This window comes from Stenotrophomonas sp. Bg11-02 (assembly GCF_002836635.1).
Taxonomy (GTDB): domain Bacteria; phylum Pseudomonadota; class Gammaproteobacteria; order Xanthomonadales; family Xanthomonadaceae; genus Stenotrophomonas; species Stenotrophomonas lacuserhaii.
Genome location: NZ_PJAY01000071.1, coordinates 1 through 18559, shown reverse-complemented (window position 1 = coordinate 18559; position 18559 = coordinate 1). Strand labels below are relative to the sequence as shown.

The 18559-nt window shown below is 67.3% G+C and carries 15 protein-coding genes; 9 read left to right on the top strand and 6 right to left on the bottom strand.

Annotated elements, in window-relative coordinates; all coding sequences use genetic code 11:
• Positions 1–42 precede the first annotated feature (42 nt).
• Positions 43–3240, top strand: coding sequence for a transporter substrate-binding domain-containing protein (locus tag CXG43_RS18175; RefSeq protein ID WP_101101519.1), 3198 nt, complete (start codon positions 43–45; stop codon positions 3238–3240).
• Here the strand turns inward: CXG43_RS18175 and CXG43_RS18170 are convergent.
• On the bottom strand, positions 3237–3620 hold the full coding sequence (locus CXG43_RS18170) for a c-type cytochrome (RefSeq protein ID WP_101101517.1): 384 nt from the start codon (positions 3618–3620) through the stop codon (positions 3237–3239). The genes CXG43_RS18175 and CXG43_RS18170 overlap by 4 nt on opposite strands.
• A gap of 7 nt (positions 3621–3627) precedes the next feature.
• Positions 3628–5304 carry an electron transfer flavoprotein-ubiquinone oxidoreductase gene (locus CXG43_RS18165; protein ID WP_101101515.1) on the bottom strand — a complete coding sequence of 559 codons (1677 nt, stop codon included), beginning with the start codon at positions 5302–5304 and terminating at the stop codon, positions 3628–3630.
• Positions 5305–5389: 85 nt separating this feature from the next.
• Here CXG43_RS18165 and CXG43_RS19250 point away from each other — a divergent pair, with 85 nt between their 5' ends.
• From CXG43_RS19250 to CXG43_RS18155, 3 genes are all read left to right on the top strand, one after another.
• The gene (locus CXG43_RS19250; protein WP_157825302.1) at positions 5390–5590 is read left to right on the top strand and encodes a hypothetical protein; all 201 of its coding nucleotides are present in this window, start codon (positions 5390–5392) and stop codon (positions 5588–5590) included.
• A gap of 256 nt (positions 5591–5846) precedes the next feature.
• The gene (locus tag CXG43_RS18160) at positions 5847–6443 is read left to right on the top strand and encodes a polymorphic toxin type 15 domain-containing protein (protein WP_157825129.1); all 597 of its coding nucleotides are present in this window, start codon (positions 5847–5849) and stop codon (positions 6441–6443) included.
• Positions 6433–7596 carry an acyl-CoA dehydrogenase family protein gene (locus CXG43_RS18155; RefSeq protein ID WP_101101771.1) on the top strand — a complete coding sequence of 388 codons (1164 nt, stop codon included), beginning with the start codon at positions 6433–6435 and terminating at the stop codon, positions 7594–7596. Before CXG43_RS18160 ends, CXG43_RS18155 begins: the two co-directional genes overlap by 11 nt.
• A 626-nt stretch (positions 7597–8222) precedes the next feature.
• Here the strand turns inward: CXG43_RS18155 and CXG43_RS18150 are convergent.
• Together CXG43_RS18150 and CXG43_RS18145 are read right to left on the bottom strand one after the other, a co-directional pair.
• On the bottom strand, positions 8223–8702 hold the full coding sequence (locus tag CXG43_RS18150; RefSeq protein WP_101101511.1) for a tRNA (cytidine(34)-2'-O)-methyltransferase: 480 nt from the start codon (positions 8700–8702) through the stop codon (positions 8223–8225).
• Positions 8703–8822: 120 nt separating this feature from the next.
• On the bottom strand, positions 8823–9296 hold the full coding sequence (locus CXG43_RS18145) for a hypothetical protein (protein WP_101101509.1): 474 nt from the start codon (positions 9294–9296) through the stop codon (positions 8823–8825).
• Between the two features lie 368 nt (positions 9297–9664).
• Between CXG43_RS18145 and CXG43_RS18140 the strand changes: the two genes are divergently transcribed.
• A complete protein-coding gene (locus CXG43_RS18140) occupies positions 9665–12517 on the top strand; it encodes a pitrilysin family protein (RefSeq protein ID WP_101101507.1) in 2853 nt (950 codons plus the stop codon).
• A 126-nt stretch (positions 12518–12643) separates the two neighbouring features.
• Here CXG43_RS18140 and CXG43_RS18135 read toward each other — a convergent pair whose 3' ends face one another.
• On the bottom strand, positions 12644–13159 hold the full coding sequence (locus tag CXG43_RS18135; RefSeq protein ID WP_101101505.1) for a DUF2059 domain-containing protein: 516 nt from the start codon (positions 13157–13159) through the stop codon (positions 12644–12646).
• A 135-nt stretch (positions 13160–13294) separates the two neighbouring features.
• Between CXG43_RS18135 and arfB the strand changes: the two genes are divergently transcribed.
• The 3 genes from arfB to dcp all read left to right on the top strand — a co-directional run bounded on the left by arfB (position 13295) and on the right by dcp (position 16618).
• A complete protein-coding gene (gene arfB / locus CXG43_RS18130) occupies positions 13295–13726 on the top strand; it encodes an alternative ribosome rescue aminoacyl-tRNA hydrolase ArfB (protein WP_042614237.1) in 432 nt (143 codons plus the stop codon).
• Between the two features lie 45 nt (positions 13727–13771).
• A complete protein-coding gene (locus tag CXG43_RS18125) occupies positions 13772–14332 on the top strand; it encodes a lysophospholipid acyltransferase family protein (protein WP_182656626.1) in 561 nt (186 codons plus the stop codon).
• Positions 14333–14446: 114 nt separating this feature from the next.
• Positions 14447–16618, top strand: coding sequence for a peptidyl-dipeptidase Dcp (gene dcp / locus CXG43_RS18120; protein WP_042614235.1), 2172 nt, complete (start codon positions 14447–14449; stop codon positions 16616–16618).
• A gap of 524 nt (positions 16619–17142) precedes the next feature.
• Here dcp and CXG43_RS18115 read toward each other — a convergent pair.
• Positions 17143–17589, bottom strand: a complete 447-nt coding sequence (locus tag CXG43_RS18115; RefSeq protein WP_101101501.1) for a 3-dehydroquinate dehydratase — start codon at positions 17587–17589, stop codon at positions 17143–17145.
• A gap of 172 nt (positions 17590–17761) precedes the next feature.
• Between CXG43_RS18115 and lepB the strand changes: the two genes are divergently transcribed.
• Entirely contained in the window at positions 17762–18388 is a 627-nt protein-coding gene (gene lepB, locus CXG43_RS18110; protein ID WP_101101499.1) for a signal peptidase I, read from the top strand.
• Positions 18389–18559 lie beyond the last annotated feature (171 nt).

Here is an 18559-nt window from a genome sequence, read left to right as displayed (position 1 = left end):
AAGCTGGTGCGCACGATCCTGGCTCACTGTCGAGGATGCGGCATGGGCGTGCTGCTGTCGCTGTTGCCTGCGATGGCATGGGCCGCGCCCCCCGCGCCGCGCGCCGAGGCACCGTCACCTGCACAGCCCCACGCGGTTCTGTCGGTGGGGGTCTACGACAGCGGCTGGCCGCCGTTCGAGTTCGTCGAAGGGGACAGGGTGCGCGGGCTGGGCCCGGACACGCTGGACGATCTTGCGACACGGATGGGCGTGAGGCTGGACTACCGTCGCTATCCGGACTGGGCACAGGTGCTGGAAGCCGCCTGCCGGGGCGATATCGACGTGGTGATGAACGTATCGCCGAGCGCGTCCCCGAACCGCTGCCTGGCCTACAGCACGTCGTATGCGACCGCGCCGTTGGCGGTGGTGGGACGCAGCGATGACCTGCGCGCGTCCAATGATCCGGACCTGGCGGGCCTGCGCGTGGTGAGCGAGCAGGGCTTCCTGACCCAGGCGCAGATCCGCACCCGCTTTCCCGCCGCGCGCCAGTTGCTTGCAGCGCACACGCTGGACGCGCTGCGGATGGTGGCGCGGCAGGAGGCGGATGTGTTCATCGGCAATGCCTACGTGGCCAGCCAGCTGATCAATGACTCGGCGTTGGAAGGCATCGCCCTGTTGCGTCCGATCGACATGGAGCTGGATACGCTGCACTTCGGCGTGCCGCCCTCCCGGCCGCAGCTGGTGGAAGCGCTGGATCAGGCGATGTCGCAGCAGCCGGCGTCGGTGCGTGCAGGCATTGCCGCGCGCTGGCTGCGCGTGCCGGTGTGGTCTGCGCCGGCGCGGCAGGCATTGGACCAGGTGGAGCGTCGGGCGTTGTCCACGCCACTGCGTACCGGCTTTGCGCCCAATGCCGCACCGCTCTCCTTCACCGATGCCGATGGTCGGCCTTCCGGGCTTGCCAGTGACTACCTGCAGCGGCTGCGGCAGGCCGGTGCCACGCTCACCCCCGAACCCAGCCACGACTGGTTCGACCTGCGCGAGAAAATGCGTCGCGGCCGCATCGATGCGGTGATGGGCGTACCCAACGATTCCCGTTACCTGGGCGAGGGCTGGGTATTCAGCCAACCCTTCATCAGCGTGCCCAATGTCATCGTGACCGGGCCCCGCAGCGGCAGCGTGCTGGACATGGACGACCTGGCCGGCAAGCGCGTGCTGTTGTCCGACCCCGAACGGCTGCGCCTGCCGGTGCTGCAACGTGCGCCGGAGGCGCGCATCCTCGCCGCGCGCAGCGCGGAACAGGCGCTGCAGCGGCTGCTCGATGGCGAAGCACAGGCCTACATCGGCAACCTGGCGATCGTCGACCGGCTGCTGCGCGAGCGCTTCCCCGGCCAGTTGCAGGTGACTGCACCGGCGGGCTTCGACGATGACCTGTCATTGGCGGTAAAACGCGAGCACGCCGGGCTGGCAACACGGTTTGATCGCCTGCTGCAGGAAATGGGCCCACGCGAGCGCGAGGCGCTGCGCAACGACTGGCTGGCGGTGGCCTACCAGGGCGGCATCGACTGGCGAACGATGGCGCGCTGGGGCATTCCGATCACCCTGGTGTTGTTGACCGCGCTGCTGGTGCACCTGCTGGGCTACTGGCGGCTGCAGCGGGAAGTGAGCAGCCGTCGGCGACTGGAAAAGCGCCTAGCCGACGTCACCGGCAACCTGCCCGCAGTGGTGTACCAGATGCGACGCGCGGCCGATGGCGGCCTTGATTTCCCCTACGTTGCCGGCGACATGCAGCCGCTGTTCGGCATCGACCACGACAAGGCGATGGCCTCGGCGCAGGCGGTGCTGGACGCGATCGATGCGCGTGACGTGGCCGACGTGCAGGCCGCCATCGAACGGGCGGCGCGCGATTTCCTGCCCTTCGAGCTCGAGTTCCGCACCGTCGGCATGCCGCAATCGCCGCGCTGGGTACGCAGCCAGGCCCAGCCGTACGCGGCCGATGCCGGTATGGTCACCTGGAGTGGCTACTGGGTGGACATCAGCGAGGCGCGCGCACAGGCCGACGCATTGGAAGCGGCGATGGCCGCGGCCGAGCAGGCGGCCGAGGCGAAGGCCCGCTTCCTGGCGACCATGAGCCACGAGATCCGCACGCCGATGAGCGGCGTGCTGGGGATGCTGGAGATGCTTGCCCATACGGCCCTGCAACCGGCCCAGCGCACGCAACTGGAGGAAGCGGAATCGGCCGCCCAGTCGCTGCGGCAGATGCTGGACGACATCCTCGATTACGCCAAGATGGATGCCGGTGCACTGCGCCTGGATCCGTTGCCACTGCCGTTGCGCCCGCTGCTGGAATCGCTGCAGCAGCGCTACGCCAGGCAAGCTGCGGCCAAGGGCCTCGGCCTGCGGCTGGAACTCGACGTGCGGCTGGCGGCCACCCACGAGGTGGACGGACTGCGGCTGCGCCAGGTGCTGGAGAACCTGCTGGACAATGCCATCGCCTTCACCAGCGAAGGGGAGGTGGTGCTGCGCGCGGAGGTGCTGGAAGGAAGTTCGCCGAGCCTTCAGGAACTGCGCCTGCAGGTCATCGACAGCGGCATCGGGATGCAGCCGCAACAGGTGCAGGCGTTGTTCCAGCCCTTCACCGAAGTAGACCCCAGCACGCCGCACCACCAGGGTGGCATCGGCCTGGGACTGACGCTCTGCCAGCGCCTGGTGCAGCTGATGGGTGGGCGCCTGCTGGTGCACAGCGTGGCGGGTAAGGGAACCGAGGTCGACGTGCTGCTGCCGCTGCCGGTGGCCAGCGATGATGACCTGGTGGCCAGCGCGCCGGGGCCGGGCAGCGTCCCGCCGCTGCCGGTGCACCTGCGCACGGCGCGGGTCCTGGTGGTGGAAGACCACCCCACCGCACAGGCGATGATGGCCTGGCGCCTGCAGCAGCTTGGTGTATCGCACGCGGTCGCGGGCGATGGCCGGGAAGGGCTGGAACTGCTGGCCGCCTCCGCCTTCGACATGGTGATCAGTGATTGCCGCATGCCGGTCATGGATGGCTATGCGTTCACCCGCCTGCTGCGCGAGCGCGAACAACGCCAGGGCGTTCGGCGCCTGCCGGTGGTGGCGTTGACGGCCAGCCTGCTGGAGCAGGACCTGCGGCGTTGCCGTGAAGCGGGCATGGATGAAGTGCTGACCAAGCCGTTGTCGCTGGCCCAGCTGCGGCAGTGCCTGCTGCGCTGGTTGCCGGCCTCGCCGGTGGGCGCCGCCGGCGCCTAGCGCGCGTTCTGCTGCAGGTATTCGATGACCAGCCGGCGCCGCTCCGGATCCGGGAACGCGTTGTACATGCGCGTGCCCGGCACGCTGGCGCCCGGTGAACGCAGGAAGGCGTCCAACGTCTGTTCGCTCCACACGATGTCCGCTGCACGCATGCCATCGGAGTACGCATAGCCGGCCAGGCTGCCTGCGCGCCGTCCGAACACACCATGCAGGTTGGGGCCATAGCGGTTGATGCCACCGGCGTGCACGGTATGGCAGCCGGCGCAGATGGCGAAGGCGCGCTCGCGCTCCAGCGCGGCGGCCTGCTCGGGATCCTGCGGCGCCGGCGCGCCACAGGCACTCAACCCGACGATGCTGGCCAACAACAGCAGGATCCGCATCGTCGCATCACATGCCGGCGTAGTTCGGGCCGCCGCCACCCTGCGGGGCCACCCACACGATGTTCTGGGTCGGGTCCTTGATGTCGCAGGTCTTGCAGTGCACGCAGTTCTGCGCGTTGATCTGCAGGCGCTGGTCGCCCTCGCTGCCGACGAATTCGTACACCCCTGCCGGGCAGTAGCGCGCTTCGGGTCCGGCGTACTCGGCCAGGTTGACCTGCACCGGAATACGGGCGTCCTTCAGCGTCAGGTGGCTGGGCTGGTCTTCGGCATGGTGGGTGCTGCTCAGGAACACCGAGCTGAGCTTGTCGAAGGTCAGCACGCCATCCGGCTTGGGATAGTCGATCCTGGTGTGCTGTGCCGCCGGCTCCAGGCAGGCGTGGTCCGGGGTGCTGTGGCGCAGCGTCCACGGCGCGTTGCGGATGCCCAGCTTGGGCAGCAGCCACTGCTCGATCCCGGTCATCAGCGTGGCCACCGCCTGGCCCTTCTTGAACCACTGCTTGAAGTTCTTGGACTGCTGCAGCTCGGCATGCAGCCAGCTGGATTCGAACGCCTGCGGATAGGCACTGAGCTCATCGTGCTGGCGGCCCGCGGCGAGTGCATCGAAGGCGGCGTCGGCGGCCAGCATGCCGGTCTTCAGCGCCGCGTGGCTGCCCTTGATGCGGCTGGCGTTGAGGTAGCCGGCTTCGCAGCCGACCAGCGCTCCGCCCGGGAACACGGTTTTCGGCAGCGACAGCAGGCCACCGGCGGTGATCGCCCGTGCGCCGTAGCCGATGCGCTTGCTGCCTTCCAGGTGCGTGCGGATCGCCGGGTGGGTCTTGAAGCGCTGGAACTCTTCGAACGGGCTCAACCAAGGGTTCCTGTAGTCCAGCCCCACTACGTAGCCGATGGACACCTTGCCACCTTCGGCGTGGTACAGGAACGCGCCACCGTAGGTGCTGCCGTCCAGTGGCCAGCCCGCCGCGTGCACCACCAGGCCGGGCTCGTGCTTGGCCGGGTCGATCTGCCACAGCTCCTTGATGCCGATGCCGTACGCCTGCGGATCGCGGCCTTCATCCAGCTTGAAGCGGTTGATCAGCTGGCGGCCGAGGTGACCACGCGAGCCCTCGGCGAAGACGGTGTACTTGGCGAGCAGTTCCATGCCGCGCTCGTAATTGGGGCCATGGCGGCCATCCTTCTCGATGCCCATGTCGCCGGTGGCCACGCCGATGACTTCACCGTTCGCCCCGTACAGCACTTCGGCAGCGGCAAAGCCGGGGAAGATCGCCACCTCCAGCGCCTCGGCCTGCTGGGCCAGCCAGCGGCCCACTTCGCCCAGGCTGACGATGTAGTTGCCTTCGTTGTGGAAGCACTCGGGCAACAGCGGCTTGGGCGTGGTGCGCGCGCCGGTTTCACTGAGGAACAGGAACTCGTCGCGGGTGACTTTCTGCTTCAGCGGCGCGCCGCGTTCGGCCCAGTCCGGGAACAGCTCGGCCAGTGCACGCGGATCCATCACCGCGCCGGACAGCAGGTGCGCGCCCGGCTCGGAGCCCTTTTCCAGCACGCACACCGACAGTTCGCTGCCGGCTTCAATGGCACGCTGGCGCAGGCGGATGGCCGTGGCCAGGCCGGCGGGGCCGGCGCCGACGACGACGACATCGAATTCCATCACTTCGCGTGGGGGCAGTTCGGTGGCTTCTGCGCTCATGGATGACCTGACTCTTGGGTAGACCGCCCTGCTGCAGGGGCGGTGGTTGCCTTGGAATAACGCACGTGCTGCCACGGCGAAACGGATGTTTGAATCCATCAGGTTAACGGCTGGCCGACGGATCGGCCAGTTGCCCGGCGCGATGTGGGCTGCATCGATGGCAGGGCGCGCGCTGCGGGCCCGGGATGCTGCAATGCAGCAGGTGCGCCACGTCGTGTGCGAACCGTTGACGCCGTCCGGTATAGCGCGCATCGCCACCAATGTTCGCCTTCATCGTTTGTCTTGAACGATGCGCGTTCTGAGCAGGCCATCGCCCACTGAAACAGCCACTTATTCCTACGCTGTAGCGGACCGTGGGATGAGAGGAATGCGCGATGTCACGCCGGCAGGTCCGCGACGCATCAGGGTTCTACGCGGTGCCTGGCCGCGTAGACCAGAGGGCGGCGCGGCAGGACCCGGTACGGTGTGGCCACCTGACGTCGGCGCACCTTGCCCTGGTCTGGGTGCTGGCACGCGTGGCGGATTGCCTGGCCGGTGCCGGCATGACCTGCCTGCTTCTGGTGTTCTCCCCGCAGAAGCTCGACCAGGGCAAGTTCGGCGAGCTGGATCGTCAGTTGGCCGGGCAGCAGGCAGGTCTCAACGCGCTGACGGTGGAGGAATACCTCGGCGCGCGCGCGCGCTTCGACCCCCGTGCCCGCGATCCCCAGGTTGCGCGACGTGCGCGCAGCTCGTGGCGGAGCAAACTGGCCGCTGCGCACGGTGAGGCGCTTGCCGGGCAGGGCATCGCCCCGGCCGAAGCGGGCGAGCGCGCCGCGCTGCTGGCTGATCAGCAGATGCGCAGCCTGCACGCGCTGCATAATCCGGACCGGGTCGTGGGCGGGCACGATCTGATCGGCGACTTCGGCGACGGCCAGGTCAACTGCACCATCGGCCGCCAATGGACGCTGGCACGCCGGGGAGAGAGCTCGCGCGTACAGCAGCTGGATGCTGCCGCATCGCGGGTGCCGGAGTGGCTGCGCGGAAGCACGCGGATGAACGGGCAGCTGGTACGGGAAGCGCCCGCCGTCCTCGACGCCGCACTGTGCCACCACCACAATGACCACGATTCCGGCCCACCTGGTGCACCCGATGCGACTTGATCCCTGCGACCTGTTCGATGTCCGTTCCCTGCTCAGCGAAGAAGAGCGCGCCGTGCAGGACAGCGTGGCGCGCTTCGTCGACCAGCGCGTGCTGCCGATCATCGGCGACTGCTTCGACCAGGCGCGTTTTCCCGCTGAACTGGTGCCGGAGATCGCAGCACTTGGCCTGCTCGGCGCGACCCTGCCGGTGGAATACGGCGGCGGGGGCATGGACGCGGTGGCCTATGGGCTGATCTGCCAGGAACTGGAGCGCGGCGATTCCGGCCTGCGCAGTTTCGTGTCGGTGCAGAGCTCGCTGTGCATGCATCCGATCTTCGCCTACGGCAGCCAAGCGCAACGCCTGCGGTGGTTGCCGGCGATGGCTCGCGGTGAAGTCATCGGCTGCTTCGGCCTGACCGAAGCGCATGGCGGATCGGACCCTTCCAGCATGAAGACACGTGCGGTGCGCGACGGTGACCAATGGCGGCTGGACGGCAGCAAGATGTGGATCACCAATGCGCCCATCGCCGACCTGGCCATTGTCTGGGCGCAGACCGAAGACGGTGTACAGGGCTTCGTACTGGAGCGCGGGATGGAGGGATTCAGCGTGCAGGACATCGGCCGCAAGATGAGCCTGCGGGCGTCATCCACGGGCGCCTTGTTCTTCGACCAGGTCCGCGTGCCGGAGGCCAACCGGCTGGCGGGGGTGGTGGGCATGAAGGGCCCGCTGGGCTGCCTGAACCAGGCGCGGTTCGGCATCAGCTGGGGGCCGATCGGCGCGGCCAGTGCCTGCCTGCGCGAGGCGCTGGCGTACGCCGGCGAACGCGAACTGTTCGGGCGGCCGCTGGCGGCCACGCAGAGCGCCCAGGTCAAGCTGGCCGACATGGCCCGGCGGATCACCGGTGCACAGCTGCTGGCCCTGCAGCTGGGCCGGCTGAAGGAGGCGGGCCGGCTGCAGCCGCAGCAGGTAAGCCTGGCCAAGTGGAACAACTGCCGGATGGCGATCGACATCGCGCGTGAGTGCCGTGACCTGCTGGGCGCTGCGGGGATCACCACCGAGCATGCCGCGATACGGCATGCGCTCAACCTGGAATCGGTGATCACCTACGAAGGCACCGAGACGGTGCACCAGCTGGTGATAGGCCGCGAACTGACCGGCATCAACGCGTTCTGAGGGTGTTTTTTTCGCTTGCGCGCGGCATTCAGGCAACGGCAACGGCAAAAGCTGCAGGGTTGCTGGGTCGGCGGGGCGGGGTGGCTGTGCAGGACACGCCGTGAATCCGTCCATGGAGGCTCGCTTTTCGCATCCGTGCGAAAAGACGGTCCTGCACAGCCACTCCGCCCCACCTTCGACAGGTCTGCGGGGGCCTTGGTAGCGCCGACCCATGGTCGGCGGAATGTTTCCGCCAACGGCCCGCTGCGCTCGCCGAGCATGGCTATGCCGATCGTCCTGACCGGCACCCTGCGGGCCGTCGCAAGCGACGTTGGCAGCGGCTCCTGCCGCTGCCTTCGGCGCTACCAGGGCGCCGTGCCATTTCGGGTGGAGGGAGCGCCTGAGTCAGGGGCGGCCGCGAAGCGGCGGGGTGTGGGTGATGGTGAGACGGGGCCCGCGGTTTGCGCAGCAAAGCGTGGGAGCGGCAGCGGGAATGCGATGGCGTGGACCCGCCATGGATGGCGCGAAACGAGGCCCGCATGGACGCAGTTTTTGCCGTCCCCCGACCAGCCCCACCGCACGGCCCACCCCCAGCAGCAACCCAACAACAGCCACCCGCGAGGGGGTCTCACCCGTTCGACCCCACCTCACGCCCCGCCGGCGAACCCGTGCTGGCGCCATGCCTCGTACATCACCACTGCCACCGTGTTGGACAGGTTGAGGCTGCGGTTGCCGGGTCGCATCGGCAGGCGCAGGCGGCGGCCATCGGGCAGCGTATCCAGTACGTCCTGCGGCAGGCCGCGGCTCTCCGGGCCGAACAGGAACGCATCACCGTCTTCAAACGGCACGCTGTCATGGCGGACGCTGGCGCGGGTGCTCAGGGCAAACAACCGGTTCGGTGCGATGCGGGCCAATGCCGTTTCCAGGTCCGGATGAACCTGCAGGCGGGAATACTCGTGGTAGTCCAGGCCGGCGCGCTTGAGCTGCTTGTCGTCCAGTGCGAAACCCAAGGGTTCGACCAGGTGCAGCTGCGCGCCGGTGTTGGCGCAAAGACGTATGACATTGCCCGTGTTGGGCGGAATTTCGGGCTGGAACAGCACGACGTGGAACGTGGGAACCTGGCTCATCAACGCAGTGTAATGCGCGGCGCGGTGCTTGGCGGCCTGCCGGGTCCTTGCGGGTAAGGGGACCCGGCGTTCAGGGGTATGTCGAGGGGTGTATCACAACGATCAGCATGTGCAGCTCGCTCACGGACGCACCAGGACCGAAGCGGTTTCCAGCGCCAGTGCCTGCAGGTCGGCCTGGGTCGGACGCACATGCACCACCGGCAGGTTGACGATGACGTTGTTGGCAAACGCGGTGGCTGCGTTGGTCAGGGCAACGGTGTAGCGCTCGGTCTGCAGTTCGGCGGCCAGGGCGACCTTCTGCTCCAGGCTCGGGCGGACTTCAACGGCGGCCAGGGTGGTGACCGGCATCGCCGCAGAAGAGGCGATGGCCTGGCCGTTGATCCCGGCCAGCTGGTCGGCGCTGGGGCGTACCTGCACCGCAGCCAGCGTCGGGATGCGGCTGCTGCGCTCCCAGGCCTGCTGGGCCAGCTGTTCGGCGTCCGGGCGGACCTGCACGGTCTGCAGGGTGCTGATGGAAGGGGCGGCCTGCACCGGCGAAACAACCGCAGTACCGGCGATCAGGGCGATGGCGATGGCGAGGATCTTGGTGTTCATGGCAGGGCCTGTTTAGTGTGTGTGGTCGGTGGTGTGGTAGTAAGGTAGTACACCAAAACTGGGCTTGCAAGAACAATCTTCAGTTTCCCAGTTTGGTTCAGCGTGCAGTCAGTTTCATTTCGGTCGCTTCGGGTTGCGGGGTAAATAGAGCAATCGCCGTGCCAAGTTTTAAAGCTTATGATTCAATGATTTAGAAAGACCCGCAGTGTCCGTGTCCGGACACTTGTCCGCGCCGATGCGACCGGACAACAGCTGGCCATGCGGAAGATCTCGGGTTCGGTCGCTTTCAGCGCGTGACGCTTGGCCGATGCTGCTGTGCGGGCGCACACGGTAGGATCGGCCTCCACCTGGATGACCAAGGATCAGCAATGACCTCCCCTCTGCGCCCGCGCACTGCCCTGCTTGCACTGGCCCTCGCCACCGCGCTGGGCGGCCTGGCGCCCGCGCCCCTGCTGGCCAAGCCTGCCGCAGCGGCCAAGGTCGACATTCCTTTCGAGCAGTTCACCCTGCCCAATGGCCTGCGCGTGGTGGTGCACACCGACCGCAAGGCGCCGATCGTGGCGGTCAACGTCTGGTACCACGTGGGCAGCAAGGATGAACCCGCCGGCCGCACCGGATTCGCGCATCTGTTCGAACACTTGATGTTCCAGCGCAGCGAAAACCACGACGGCGAGTACTTCGAGCCCTTCAAGCAGGTCGGTGCCACCGGCCAGAACGGCACCACCAATACCGACCGCACCAACTACTTCGAAAACGTGCCGACCACTGCGCTGGACATGGCGTTGTGGATGGAGTCCGACCGCATGGGCCACCTGCTCGGTGCGATCGACCAGGCCGCGCTGGATGAGCAGCGTGGCGTGGTGCAGAACGAAAAGCGCCAGGGCGAGAACCAGCCGTACGGGCAGGTGTGGACCCAGCTCAACCGCGCGCTGTATCCGAAGGGCCATCCGTACCACCACAGCGTGATCGGCTCGATGAACGACCTCAACGCGGCCTCGCTGGATGACGTCAAAACCTGGTTCCGGACCTGGTACGGCCCCAACAACGCGGTGCTGGTGCTGGCCGGCGACATCGACCTGGCCACGGCCAAGGAAAAGGCAGCGCAGTATTTCGGCAGCATCCCGGCCGGGCCGAGCATGGCGCAGCCGAAGGTGGACGTGGCGCAGCGCGCCGCCGACAGCCGCGAAGTGATGACCGACAAGGTGCCGCAGGTACGCATCTACCGCGCCTGGAACGTGGCCGAAGTCGGCACCCGCGACATCGACGAACTGCAGCTGCTGGGCCAGGTGCTGGGCGGGGCGAAGTCATCGCGCCTGGGCAAGCGCCTGGAGCACGAAGAGAAGCTGGTGGACAACATCAGCGCCGGCGCCTATGCCTCGCAGCTGGGCTCCAACTTCATGGTGATGGCCACGGTGAAGCAGGGCGTCGACCCGGCGCGCGTGGAAGCGATCATCGACGAAGAGATCGACCGCCTGGTTGCTGAAGGCCCGTCGGCCGACGAACTCAGCCGCGCCAAGACCGCCTTCCGTGCCAGCTTCATCCGCGGCATCGAGCGCATCGGCGGCTTCGGCGGCAAGGCCGACGCACTCGCGGAGTGCACCGTCTACACCGGCGACCCGGGCTGCTTCCGCGATTCGCTGAAGAACATCGATGGCGCCAGCGTCGCTGACCTGCGCGCGGTGGGCGGCAAGTGGCTGGGCACCGGCAGCCACACCCTGGTGGTGGAACCGGGCCCGCGCGTGGCGCTGGAAGAAGAAGCCTCGCAGAGCCCGAAGCCGTTTGAAGTGCCGGCCGTGGATCCGAAGTACACCACCCTGCCGGCCCAGGTGGACCGTGGCACCGGCGTGCCGCAGACCCGGCAGTTCCCTGAACTCAAGTTCCCCGAACTGCAGCGCGCCACGTTGAAGAACGGCACGCGGGTGATCCTGGCCGAGCGCCATGAAATCCCTGTGGTGCAGTTCAGCTATCAGTTCCCGGGCGGCTTCAGTGCAGACCAGGACCGCAAGCCGGGCACCGCCAACTTCGCGATGGGGCTGATGACCGAAGGCGCCGGCAAGCTCGGTTCGCTGGCCTTCGCCGACGCCGCCGACGCGCTGGGTGCGGACCTGAGTGCGTCGGCCGGGCTGGACTTCAGCACCGTGGACCTGTCCGCGCTGAAGGAGAACCTGGCGCCGTCGCTGGGCCTGTATGCCACGCTGCTACGCCAGCCGCGCTTTGACCAATCGGAGATCGACCGGGTCAAGGGCAGCTGGATCGCCGGCATCGCGCAGGAAAAGGCCAATCCCACTGCGTCGGCGATGCGCGTGCTGCCGCCGCTGCTGTACGGAAAGGGTCACCCGTATGCCATCCCGTTCACCGGCAGCGGTGACGAGGCGGCCATCGCCAGCCTGACCCGCGATGAGCTGGTCGATTTCCACCGCGACTGGCTGCGCCCGGAAGAGGGCACCCTGATCGTGGTCGGTGACACCACGCTGAAGGAAATCGTGCCGCTGTTGAACCGCCAGCTGGGCGACTGGAAGAGCGAAGGCCCGGCACCGAAGGTCAAGGCGGCCGTTGATGTTGCCGTGCCGACCAGCCCGCGCGTGTTCCTGATCGACCAGCCCGGTGCGGTGCAGGCGAACCTGTTCGCCGGCCAGGTGGTGCCGTCTTCGGTGGATCCAGGTTCGGTCCGCTTCGACATCGCCAACGGCGTACTGGGCGGCGACTTCACCTCGCGCCTGAACATGAACCTGCGCGAGGAAAAGCACTGGTCCTACGGCGCCCGCAGCAGCGCCAGCAGCACCGTCGGCCAGCGGCCGTGGATGGCCATGGCGCCGGTGCAGATCGACAAGACCGGTCCGGCGCTGGCGGAAATGCGCAAGGAAATCGCCGAGTTCGCCAGCGGTAAGAAACCGGCTACCGCCGCTGAAGTGCAGCGCATCCGCAACATCCAGACCCTGAGCCTGCCCGGTGCGTATGAGACGGCCAGTTCGGTGCTGGGCACGATTGGCAGCCTGGTGCAGTTCCAGCGTCCGGACGACTACGTGTTCCAGCGCAAGGCGGCCATCGAAGCGATGACCCCGGCGCAGGTGCAGCAGGCAGCCGCGGCGATCAAGCCGGAATCGTTGACCTGGGTGGTGGTCGGTGACCTGAAGCAGACCGAAGCACCGGTCCGCGCGCTGAACCTCGGCGAAGTCAGCATCATCGATGCCGACGGCAACCCGGTGAAGGCAGCCAAGTAAGGGCGCTCGCCCCGGTAGTGACGGCCGCTGGCCGTCACCCGGGACGACCCCGCACCTGGTGGGAGACGACCGTTGGTATTGGTGGGTGACGACCGTTGGTCGTCACCCACCTACGGTCACACACCGTTACTTCTTCGTCGGCTCGTTGACGATCGCTTCCAGGTCCTTCTGCAGGTCCGCGAACAGCGGCTGCATGCGCGCCTGGATGGCCACCATCACGTTCTGCATCAGCGCCGGGGTCTTGTCGAGCAGGCTCTGCCCGGCCGAACTCTCGTAGAACTCGGCCATCGCCAGCACGTCTTCCTTGCTGAAGGTCTGCTTGTACAGGTCCACGTACATCGGCCGCAGCTGCTGCCAGGACAATGCCTGGCGCAGGGTCTGCGCGGTGCGCGCCTGGATCCGCTGCAGCTGCTCCTGCTGCTGCGGGGTCAGCTGGCGTTGCTGGGTGACCTGTTCGAACTGCTGGCGCTGCATGGTCTCGATCTGCGGGAGCATCGAATCCAGCATGGCCTGCGCGCGCGAGGCCGAAAGCAGTCGGTTGATGTCGCCGTCGGTGGGCGGTGCGGCCAGCGCAGGAACGGACGCAAGGGCAAGCGCCAGCAGCAGGGCGGTGCGGTGCAGGCGGCGGGAAATGCGGATCATGCGGACGTCCTTTGGGGATGATGCCGCCAGCATACCGCCCGCGTTGGCGAAGGCGACGTGTTGGGGACCTGATCGTGGTGGAACGCCTCGCGATACCGACAGCCAACCGTCACCGGCTACCGTTACAATGGGCCCATGGGTATTGGTCCAGTGGTCATCTCCGCACAGCTTGTGATCCCCGACGATGAACTCGTCGAGCGGTTCGTGCGTGCCAGTGGCGCCGGCGGCCAGAACGTCAACAAGGTATCGACGGCGGTGGAGCTGCGTTTCGATCTGGCCGGCTCGCCGTCGCTGCCCGAGCCGTTGCGTGCGCGCCTGCTGGTGCGCCGCGACCGGCGCGTGACCGGCGAAGGCGTGCTGGTCATCGACGCGCAGCGTTTCCGTACCCAGGACCGCAATCGCGAGGATGCGCGCGAGCGGCTGGCCGAGTTCATCCGGGCAGGGCTGAGCGTGCCCAAGCCACGCAAGGCCACCAAACCAACCTACGGGTCGACCCTGCGTCGCCTGGACGCCAAGAAAGGCCGCGCGCAGGTCAAGCGCGGCCGCACAACCCGCAACTGGGAGTAAGCCTTGAACCATCCTTCGCCGCTGCTGCCACCCGTGCCGCCGAACATGCCGCAGGTCAAGCCGAATGCCTTCATCCGCTGGATCGCGCGCAGTGCGCTGCGCCTGCGCGGCTGGAAGGTGGTCGGCACCCTGCCCGACGTGCCCAAGGTGGTGATGATCATCGCCCCGCATTCGTCCAACTGGGATGGGTACTGGGGCATGGCGGTGAAGCTGGCGCTGGGCCTGGACGTGCGCGTGCTGGGCAAAGCCTCCCTGTTCTGGTGGCCGTTGGGCCCGCTGCTGCGCAAGCTGGGGGTGATCCCGCTGGACCGCAGCTCGCCGCAGGGCACGGTGGAACAGGCGGTGGCGGTGATCCGTCGCTCGGAAAAGATGTGGTACGCGATCACCCCGGAAGGCACCCGCAAGAAGGTGACCCACTGGAAGGCCGGCTTCCTGAAGATCGCGCGGATGGCCGACGTGCCGATCCTTGCCGCGTATTTCCATTACCCGGACAAGACCATTGGCTTCGGGCCGCTGTTCCATGCCACCGGCAACGACGCGGCCGACATGGCCAGCATCCGCGAGTACTACCGCCCGTGGATCGGCAAGACCCGCGGCACCGTCTGAGCGGCCACAGCGCGGCAGCGCAGGCGCCACGTCCGGCACATGCCGCCGCAGCGCCGTGGGAGTAGGCTGGAAGGCTGGCGGTCAGTCCTGATCGCCCCCCGAGGAGCCTTTTGCATGTCGCGTACCGTCATCCTGGCCGCCGCCATCAGCCTGGCGCTGGCTGCCTGTTCCGGCAAGGAGTCCACCCCCGTGTCCGAAGCCCAGAACGCCCCGGCCCAGCAGCCGGCCGATGCCTCCACCAACCCGCTGCTGAGTGCCAGCACGCTGCCGTTCCAGGCGCCACCGTTCGACAGGATCCAGGACAGCGATTACCTGCCGGCCTTCGAAGAAGGCATGCGCCAGCACCTGGCCGAAGTGCGCGCCATCGCCGATTCCAGCGAGCCGGCCACCTTCGACAACACCATCGTGCCGATGGAGCGTGGCGGTGAAACGCTGACCCGCGTCTCGCGCATCTTCTTCGGCCTGGTGCAGGCCGATACCAACGATGCGCGGCAGAAGATCCAGGAAGAAGTGGCGCCGAAACTGGCCGCCCACCAGGACGAGATCAACCTGGACCCGAAGCTGTTCGCACGGGTGAAGTCGCTGTACGACCAGCGCGCCTCGCTCGGCCTGGATCCAGTGCAGACCCGCCTGGTGGAGCATTACTACGACGGCCTGGTGCGCGCAGGTGCGCAGCTCAACGACGCCGACAAGGCCAGCCTGCGCAAGCTCAACGTGGAAGAAACCACGCTGTCCACGCAGTTCCACACCCGCCTGGTCGCCGCCACTGCCGCCGCCGCCGTAGTGGTGGATGACAAGGCCAAGCTGGCCGGCCTGAGCGAAGACGCCATCGCCACCGCCGCCGCCGATGCCACCGCGCGCAAGCTGGAAGGCAAGTTCCTGCTGCCCCTGCAGAACACCACCCAGCAGCCGGTGCTCGGTTCGCTGAGCAACCGCGAACAGCGCGCCGCCGTGCTGGAGGCATCGGAAACCCGTGCCCAGCGCGGCGATGCCAACGACACCCAGCAGACCGTGCAGCGCCTTGCCCAGCTGCGTGCGCAGAAGGCCAAGCTGCTCGGCTTCGCCACCTACGCCGATTACAACCTCGGCGACCAGATGGCCAAGACCCCGGCTGCCGCGCTGAAGCTGCTGACCGACACCGTGCCGGCCGCCACCGCCAAGGCACGCGCCGAAGCAGCGGACATCCAGAAGGTCATCGATGCGCAGCATCCTGATGCAAAGTCGGGCGGCTTCAAGCTGGCCGCTTCGGACTGGGACTTCTACGCCGAGCAGGTGCGCAAGGCCAAGTACGACCTGGACGAGTCGCAGATCAAGCCGTATTTCGAACTGGACAACGTGCTGCAGAACGGCGTCTTCTACGCCGCCACCCAGCTGTATGGCATCACCTTCAAGCCGCGCACCGACATCCCGACCTACCACGCGGACATGAAGGTGTATGAGGTGTTCGACAAGGACGGTACCTCGCTGGCGCTGTTCTACACCGACTACTTCAAGCGTGACAGCAAGTCCGGTGGCGCCTGGATGGATGTGTTCGTCGAACAGGACGGCCTGACCGGTGCCAAGCCGGTGGTCTACAACGTGTGCAACTTCACCAAGCCGGCCGCGGGCCAGCCGGCGCTGCTGAGCTTCGACGACGTCACCACGCTGTTCCATGAGTTCGGCCACGCGCTGCACGGCATGTTCTCCAACGTGAAGTACCCCTCGATCGCCGGCACCGCCACCTCGCGCGATTTCGTCGAGTTCCCCTCGCAGTTCAACGAACACTGGGCGCTGGACCCGAAGGTCTTCGCCAACTACGCCAAGAACTACAAGACCGGCGAGCCGATGCCGCAGGAACTGGTCGACAAGATCCTCAAGGCACGCAGCTTCAACCAGGGCTACGCCACCACCGAATACCTGTCGGCGGCCCTGCTCGACCTGGCCTGGCACACCCAGAAGGCCGATGCACCGCTGCAGGACGTGGGCAAGTTCGAAGCAGCGGCGCTGAAGAAGTTCAACGTGGACCTGGCCCAGGTACCGCCGCGTTACCGCACCAGTTACTTCGATCACATCTGGGGTGGCGGTTATTCGGCCGGTTACTACGCCTACTTCTGGGCTGAAGTGCTGGACCACGATGCGTTCCAGTGGTTCAAGGAGAACGGTGGCCTGACCGCCGCCAACGGCCAGCAGTTCCGCGACAAGGTGCTGTCGCGCGGCAACAGCGTGGAGCTGAGCCAGCTCTACCGCGATTTCCGCGGCAAGGACCCGTCGGTGGAACCGCTGCTTGAGTTCCGCGGCCTGAAGTGAATTGAACGAACGGCGGGGGAAACCCCGCCGTTCTGCTTTCCGTCCCGGCACCGCGGTGCCTGACGCAGGCCGCGCTTGGCGCTCGCCGAGCATGGCTCGGCGCTACCGGTTTGCGTGCTGGCACTGTGATTCGGCGCCGGCTCTGGTAGCGCCGAGCCGTGCTCGGCGGCTTTCCGTTCCGGCACCGCGGTGCCTGACGCAGGCCGCGCTTCGCGCTCGCCGCGCATGGCTCGGCGCTACCGGTTTCCGCGCTGGCACTGTGATTCGGTGCCGGCTCTGGTAGCGCCGAGCCGTGCTCGGCGGCTTTCCGTTCCGGCACCGCGGTGCCTGACGCAGGCCGCGCTTGGCGCTCGCCGAGCATGGCTCGGCGCTACCGGTTTGCGTGCTGGCACTGTGATTCGGTGCCGGCTCTGGTAGCGCCGAGCCGTGCTCGGCGGCTTTCCGTTCCGGCACCGCGGTGCCTGACACAGGCCGCGCTTGGCGCTCGCCGAGCATGGCTCGGCGCTACCGGTTTCCGTGTTGGCTCACGTTCCTACGTGCACGCGCTCGGCGCGCTCGGCCAGGCCCAGGTGATCCAGCGCGATGTCCAGCGCAAGCACGTAGCTCTGCGCCCCGTACCCGGCTGCGATTCCCAGCCGCTGGCCTATGCCATCGGGCAACCACGGCTCCGCCACAGCGCCGTCGTCGTGCACTTCCACATATGCGTTATGCAGGTGCGGCAGCAGCCGCTGCAGCCGCATGCTGTGCGCGCACGCACCCGGATCCAGCAGCGTCACCTCGCCGCGTGCATGGTCGGCCACGCGCAGCGCATCCAGCAGTTCCTGCTCGGACCCGCAGGCACGGATCGCCACGCTGGTACCGGCATCCACCGCGCGGTGCACCAGCGTTTTAAGCACTAGTGCGGGCAGCGGCTCGGCGGTGCGGATCAAGGCACCGGATGCTTCCGGGCCACGAATGATGAAGATCGACATGGCGCAGCAACCACAAGCAAGCGCCCGAGGCGCGGTAGGCACACGATGCGCGCACCGCCCGTAAAGCCTCCATGGCGTGCGCCGCGACCGCACGTAAAATCTCCGTAGCGACCGTGAGGAACCGAACCGACCTTCCCATGGTCTTACTGCCCACACTTCCCGGAGCTTCGCCATGGATGCCATCGCCCGCCCTCCCGTTACCCAACGCGCGCTGCACTGGCTGAAGAAAGAAGCACTGCCGCTGCTGGTGATGCTCGGCCTGCTGGCCGCCGCGCGCGACACCCTGGCCAACCACTACGTGGTACCCAGCGGGTCGATGCAACCCACCCTGGAACCGGGTGACCGCGTGGTAGTGGACATGCGCGCCTATGGCCTGCGCCTGCCGTTCACCCAGCACCCGCTGCTGGACGTGGGCGCGCCGCAGCGTGGCGAAGTGGCGGTGTTCGACTCCCCCGCCGATGGCACCCGGCTGATAAAGCGGGTGGTGGCCGTGGCCGGCGACCGCGTGGACGTGGGCAACGGCCACCTCAGCATCAACGGCCAGCCGCTGCAGCAGGCCGGCAACCCGGCCGCCGAACAGTTCGGCAGCCGCGTCGCGCAGCTCGGCCTGGACATGGGCGGCGGCCCGGACGTGGACGGCGTGGTGGTGCCGCACGGCAAACTGCTGGTGATGGGCGACCATCGCGGCAACAGCTTCGACGGCCGCTTCTTCGGCTTCGTCGATGCTGACAAGGTCTATGGCAAAGCCGTGGCCGTGTACTACCGCCGCGGCGAAGGCCTGGAGTGGCTGCACCTGTAAGCACTGGTCGGTGACGACCGTTGGTCGTCACGCTCTCACTCCAGACTAACCATACGCCAAACATATCAATCCGTACCCATCAGGTTATGGATCGACTCGATGGAGGGGACTAGCCTGACCCCATCCCCACACCCCTATACACATCCGACGCTGCCGACGACCTCACGCGCC

Bases quoted from the DNA above. Each gene is read 5' to 3' on its own strand.
- CXG43_RS18115 (WP_101101501.1), bottom strand. From the start codon at position 17,589: ATGTCGATCTTCATCATTCGTGGCCCGGAAGCATCCGGTGCCTTGATC.
- CXG43_RS18125 (WP_182656626.1), top strand. From the start codon at position 13,772: ATGCCGCAGGTCAAGCCGAATGCCTTCATCCGCTGGATCGCGCGCAGT.
- lepB (WP_101101499.1), top strand. From the start codon at position 17,762: ATGGATGCCATCGCCCGCCCTCCCGTTACCCAACGCGCGCTGCACTGG.
- CXG43_RS19250 (WP_157825302.1), top strand. From the start codon at position 5,390: ATGTTTGAATCCATCAGGTTAACGGCTGGCCGACGGATCGGCCAGTTG.
- CXG43_RS18155 (WP_101101771.1), top strand. From the start codon at position 6,433: ATGCGACTTGATCCCTGCGACCTGTTCGATGTCCGTTCCCTGCTCAGC.
- CXG43_RS18150 (WP_101101511.1), bottom strand. From the start codon at position 8,702: ATGAGCCAGGTTCCCACGTTCCACGTCGTGCTGTTCCAGCCCGAAATT.
- arfB (WP_042614237.1), top strand. From the start codon at position 13,295: ATGGGTATTGGTCCAGTGGTCATCTCCGCACAGCTTGTGATCCCCGAC.
- CXG43_RS18160 (WP_157825129.1), top strand. From the start codon at position 5,847: ATGACCTGCCTGCTTCTGGTGTTCTCCCCGCAGAAGCTCGACCAGGGC.
- CXG43_RS18135 (WP_101101505.1), bottom strand. From the start codon at position 13,159: ATGATCCGCATTTCCCGCCGCCTGCACCGCACCGCCCTGCTGCTGGCG.
- CXG43_RS18175 (WP_101101519.1), top strand. From the start codon at position 43: ATGGGCGTGCTGCTGTCGCTGTTGCCTGCGATGGCATGGGCCGCGCCC.
- CXG43_RS18170 (WP_101101517.1), bottom strand. From the start codon at position 3,620: ATGCGGATCCTGCTGTTGTTGGCCAGCATCGTCGGGTTGAGTGCCTGT.
- dcp (WP_042614235.1), top strand. From the start codon at position 14,447: ATGTCGCGTACCGTCATCCTGGCCGCCGCCATCAGCCTGGCGCTGGCT.
- CXG43_RS18165 (WP_101101515.1), bottom strand. From the start codon at position 5,304: ATGAGCGCAGAAGCCACCGAACTGCCCCCACGCGAAGTGATGGAATTC.
- CXG43_RS18140 (WP_101101507.1), top strand. From the start codon at position 9,665: ATGACCTCCCCTCTGCGCCCGCGCACTGCCCTGCTTGCACTGGCCCTC.
- CXG43_RS18145 (WP_101101509.1), bottom strand. From the start codon at position 9,296: ATGAACACCAAGATCCTCGCCATCGCCATCGCCCTGATCGCCGGTACT.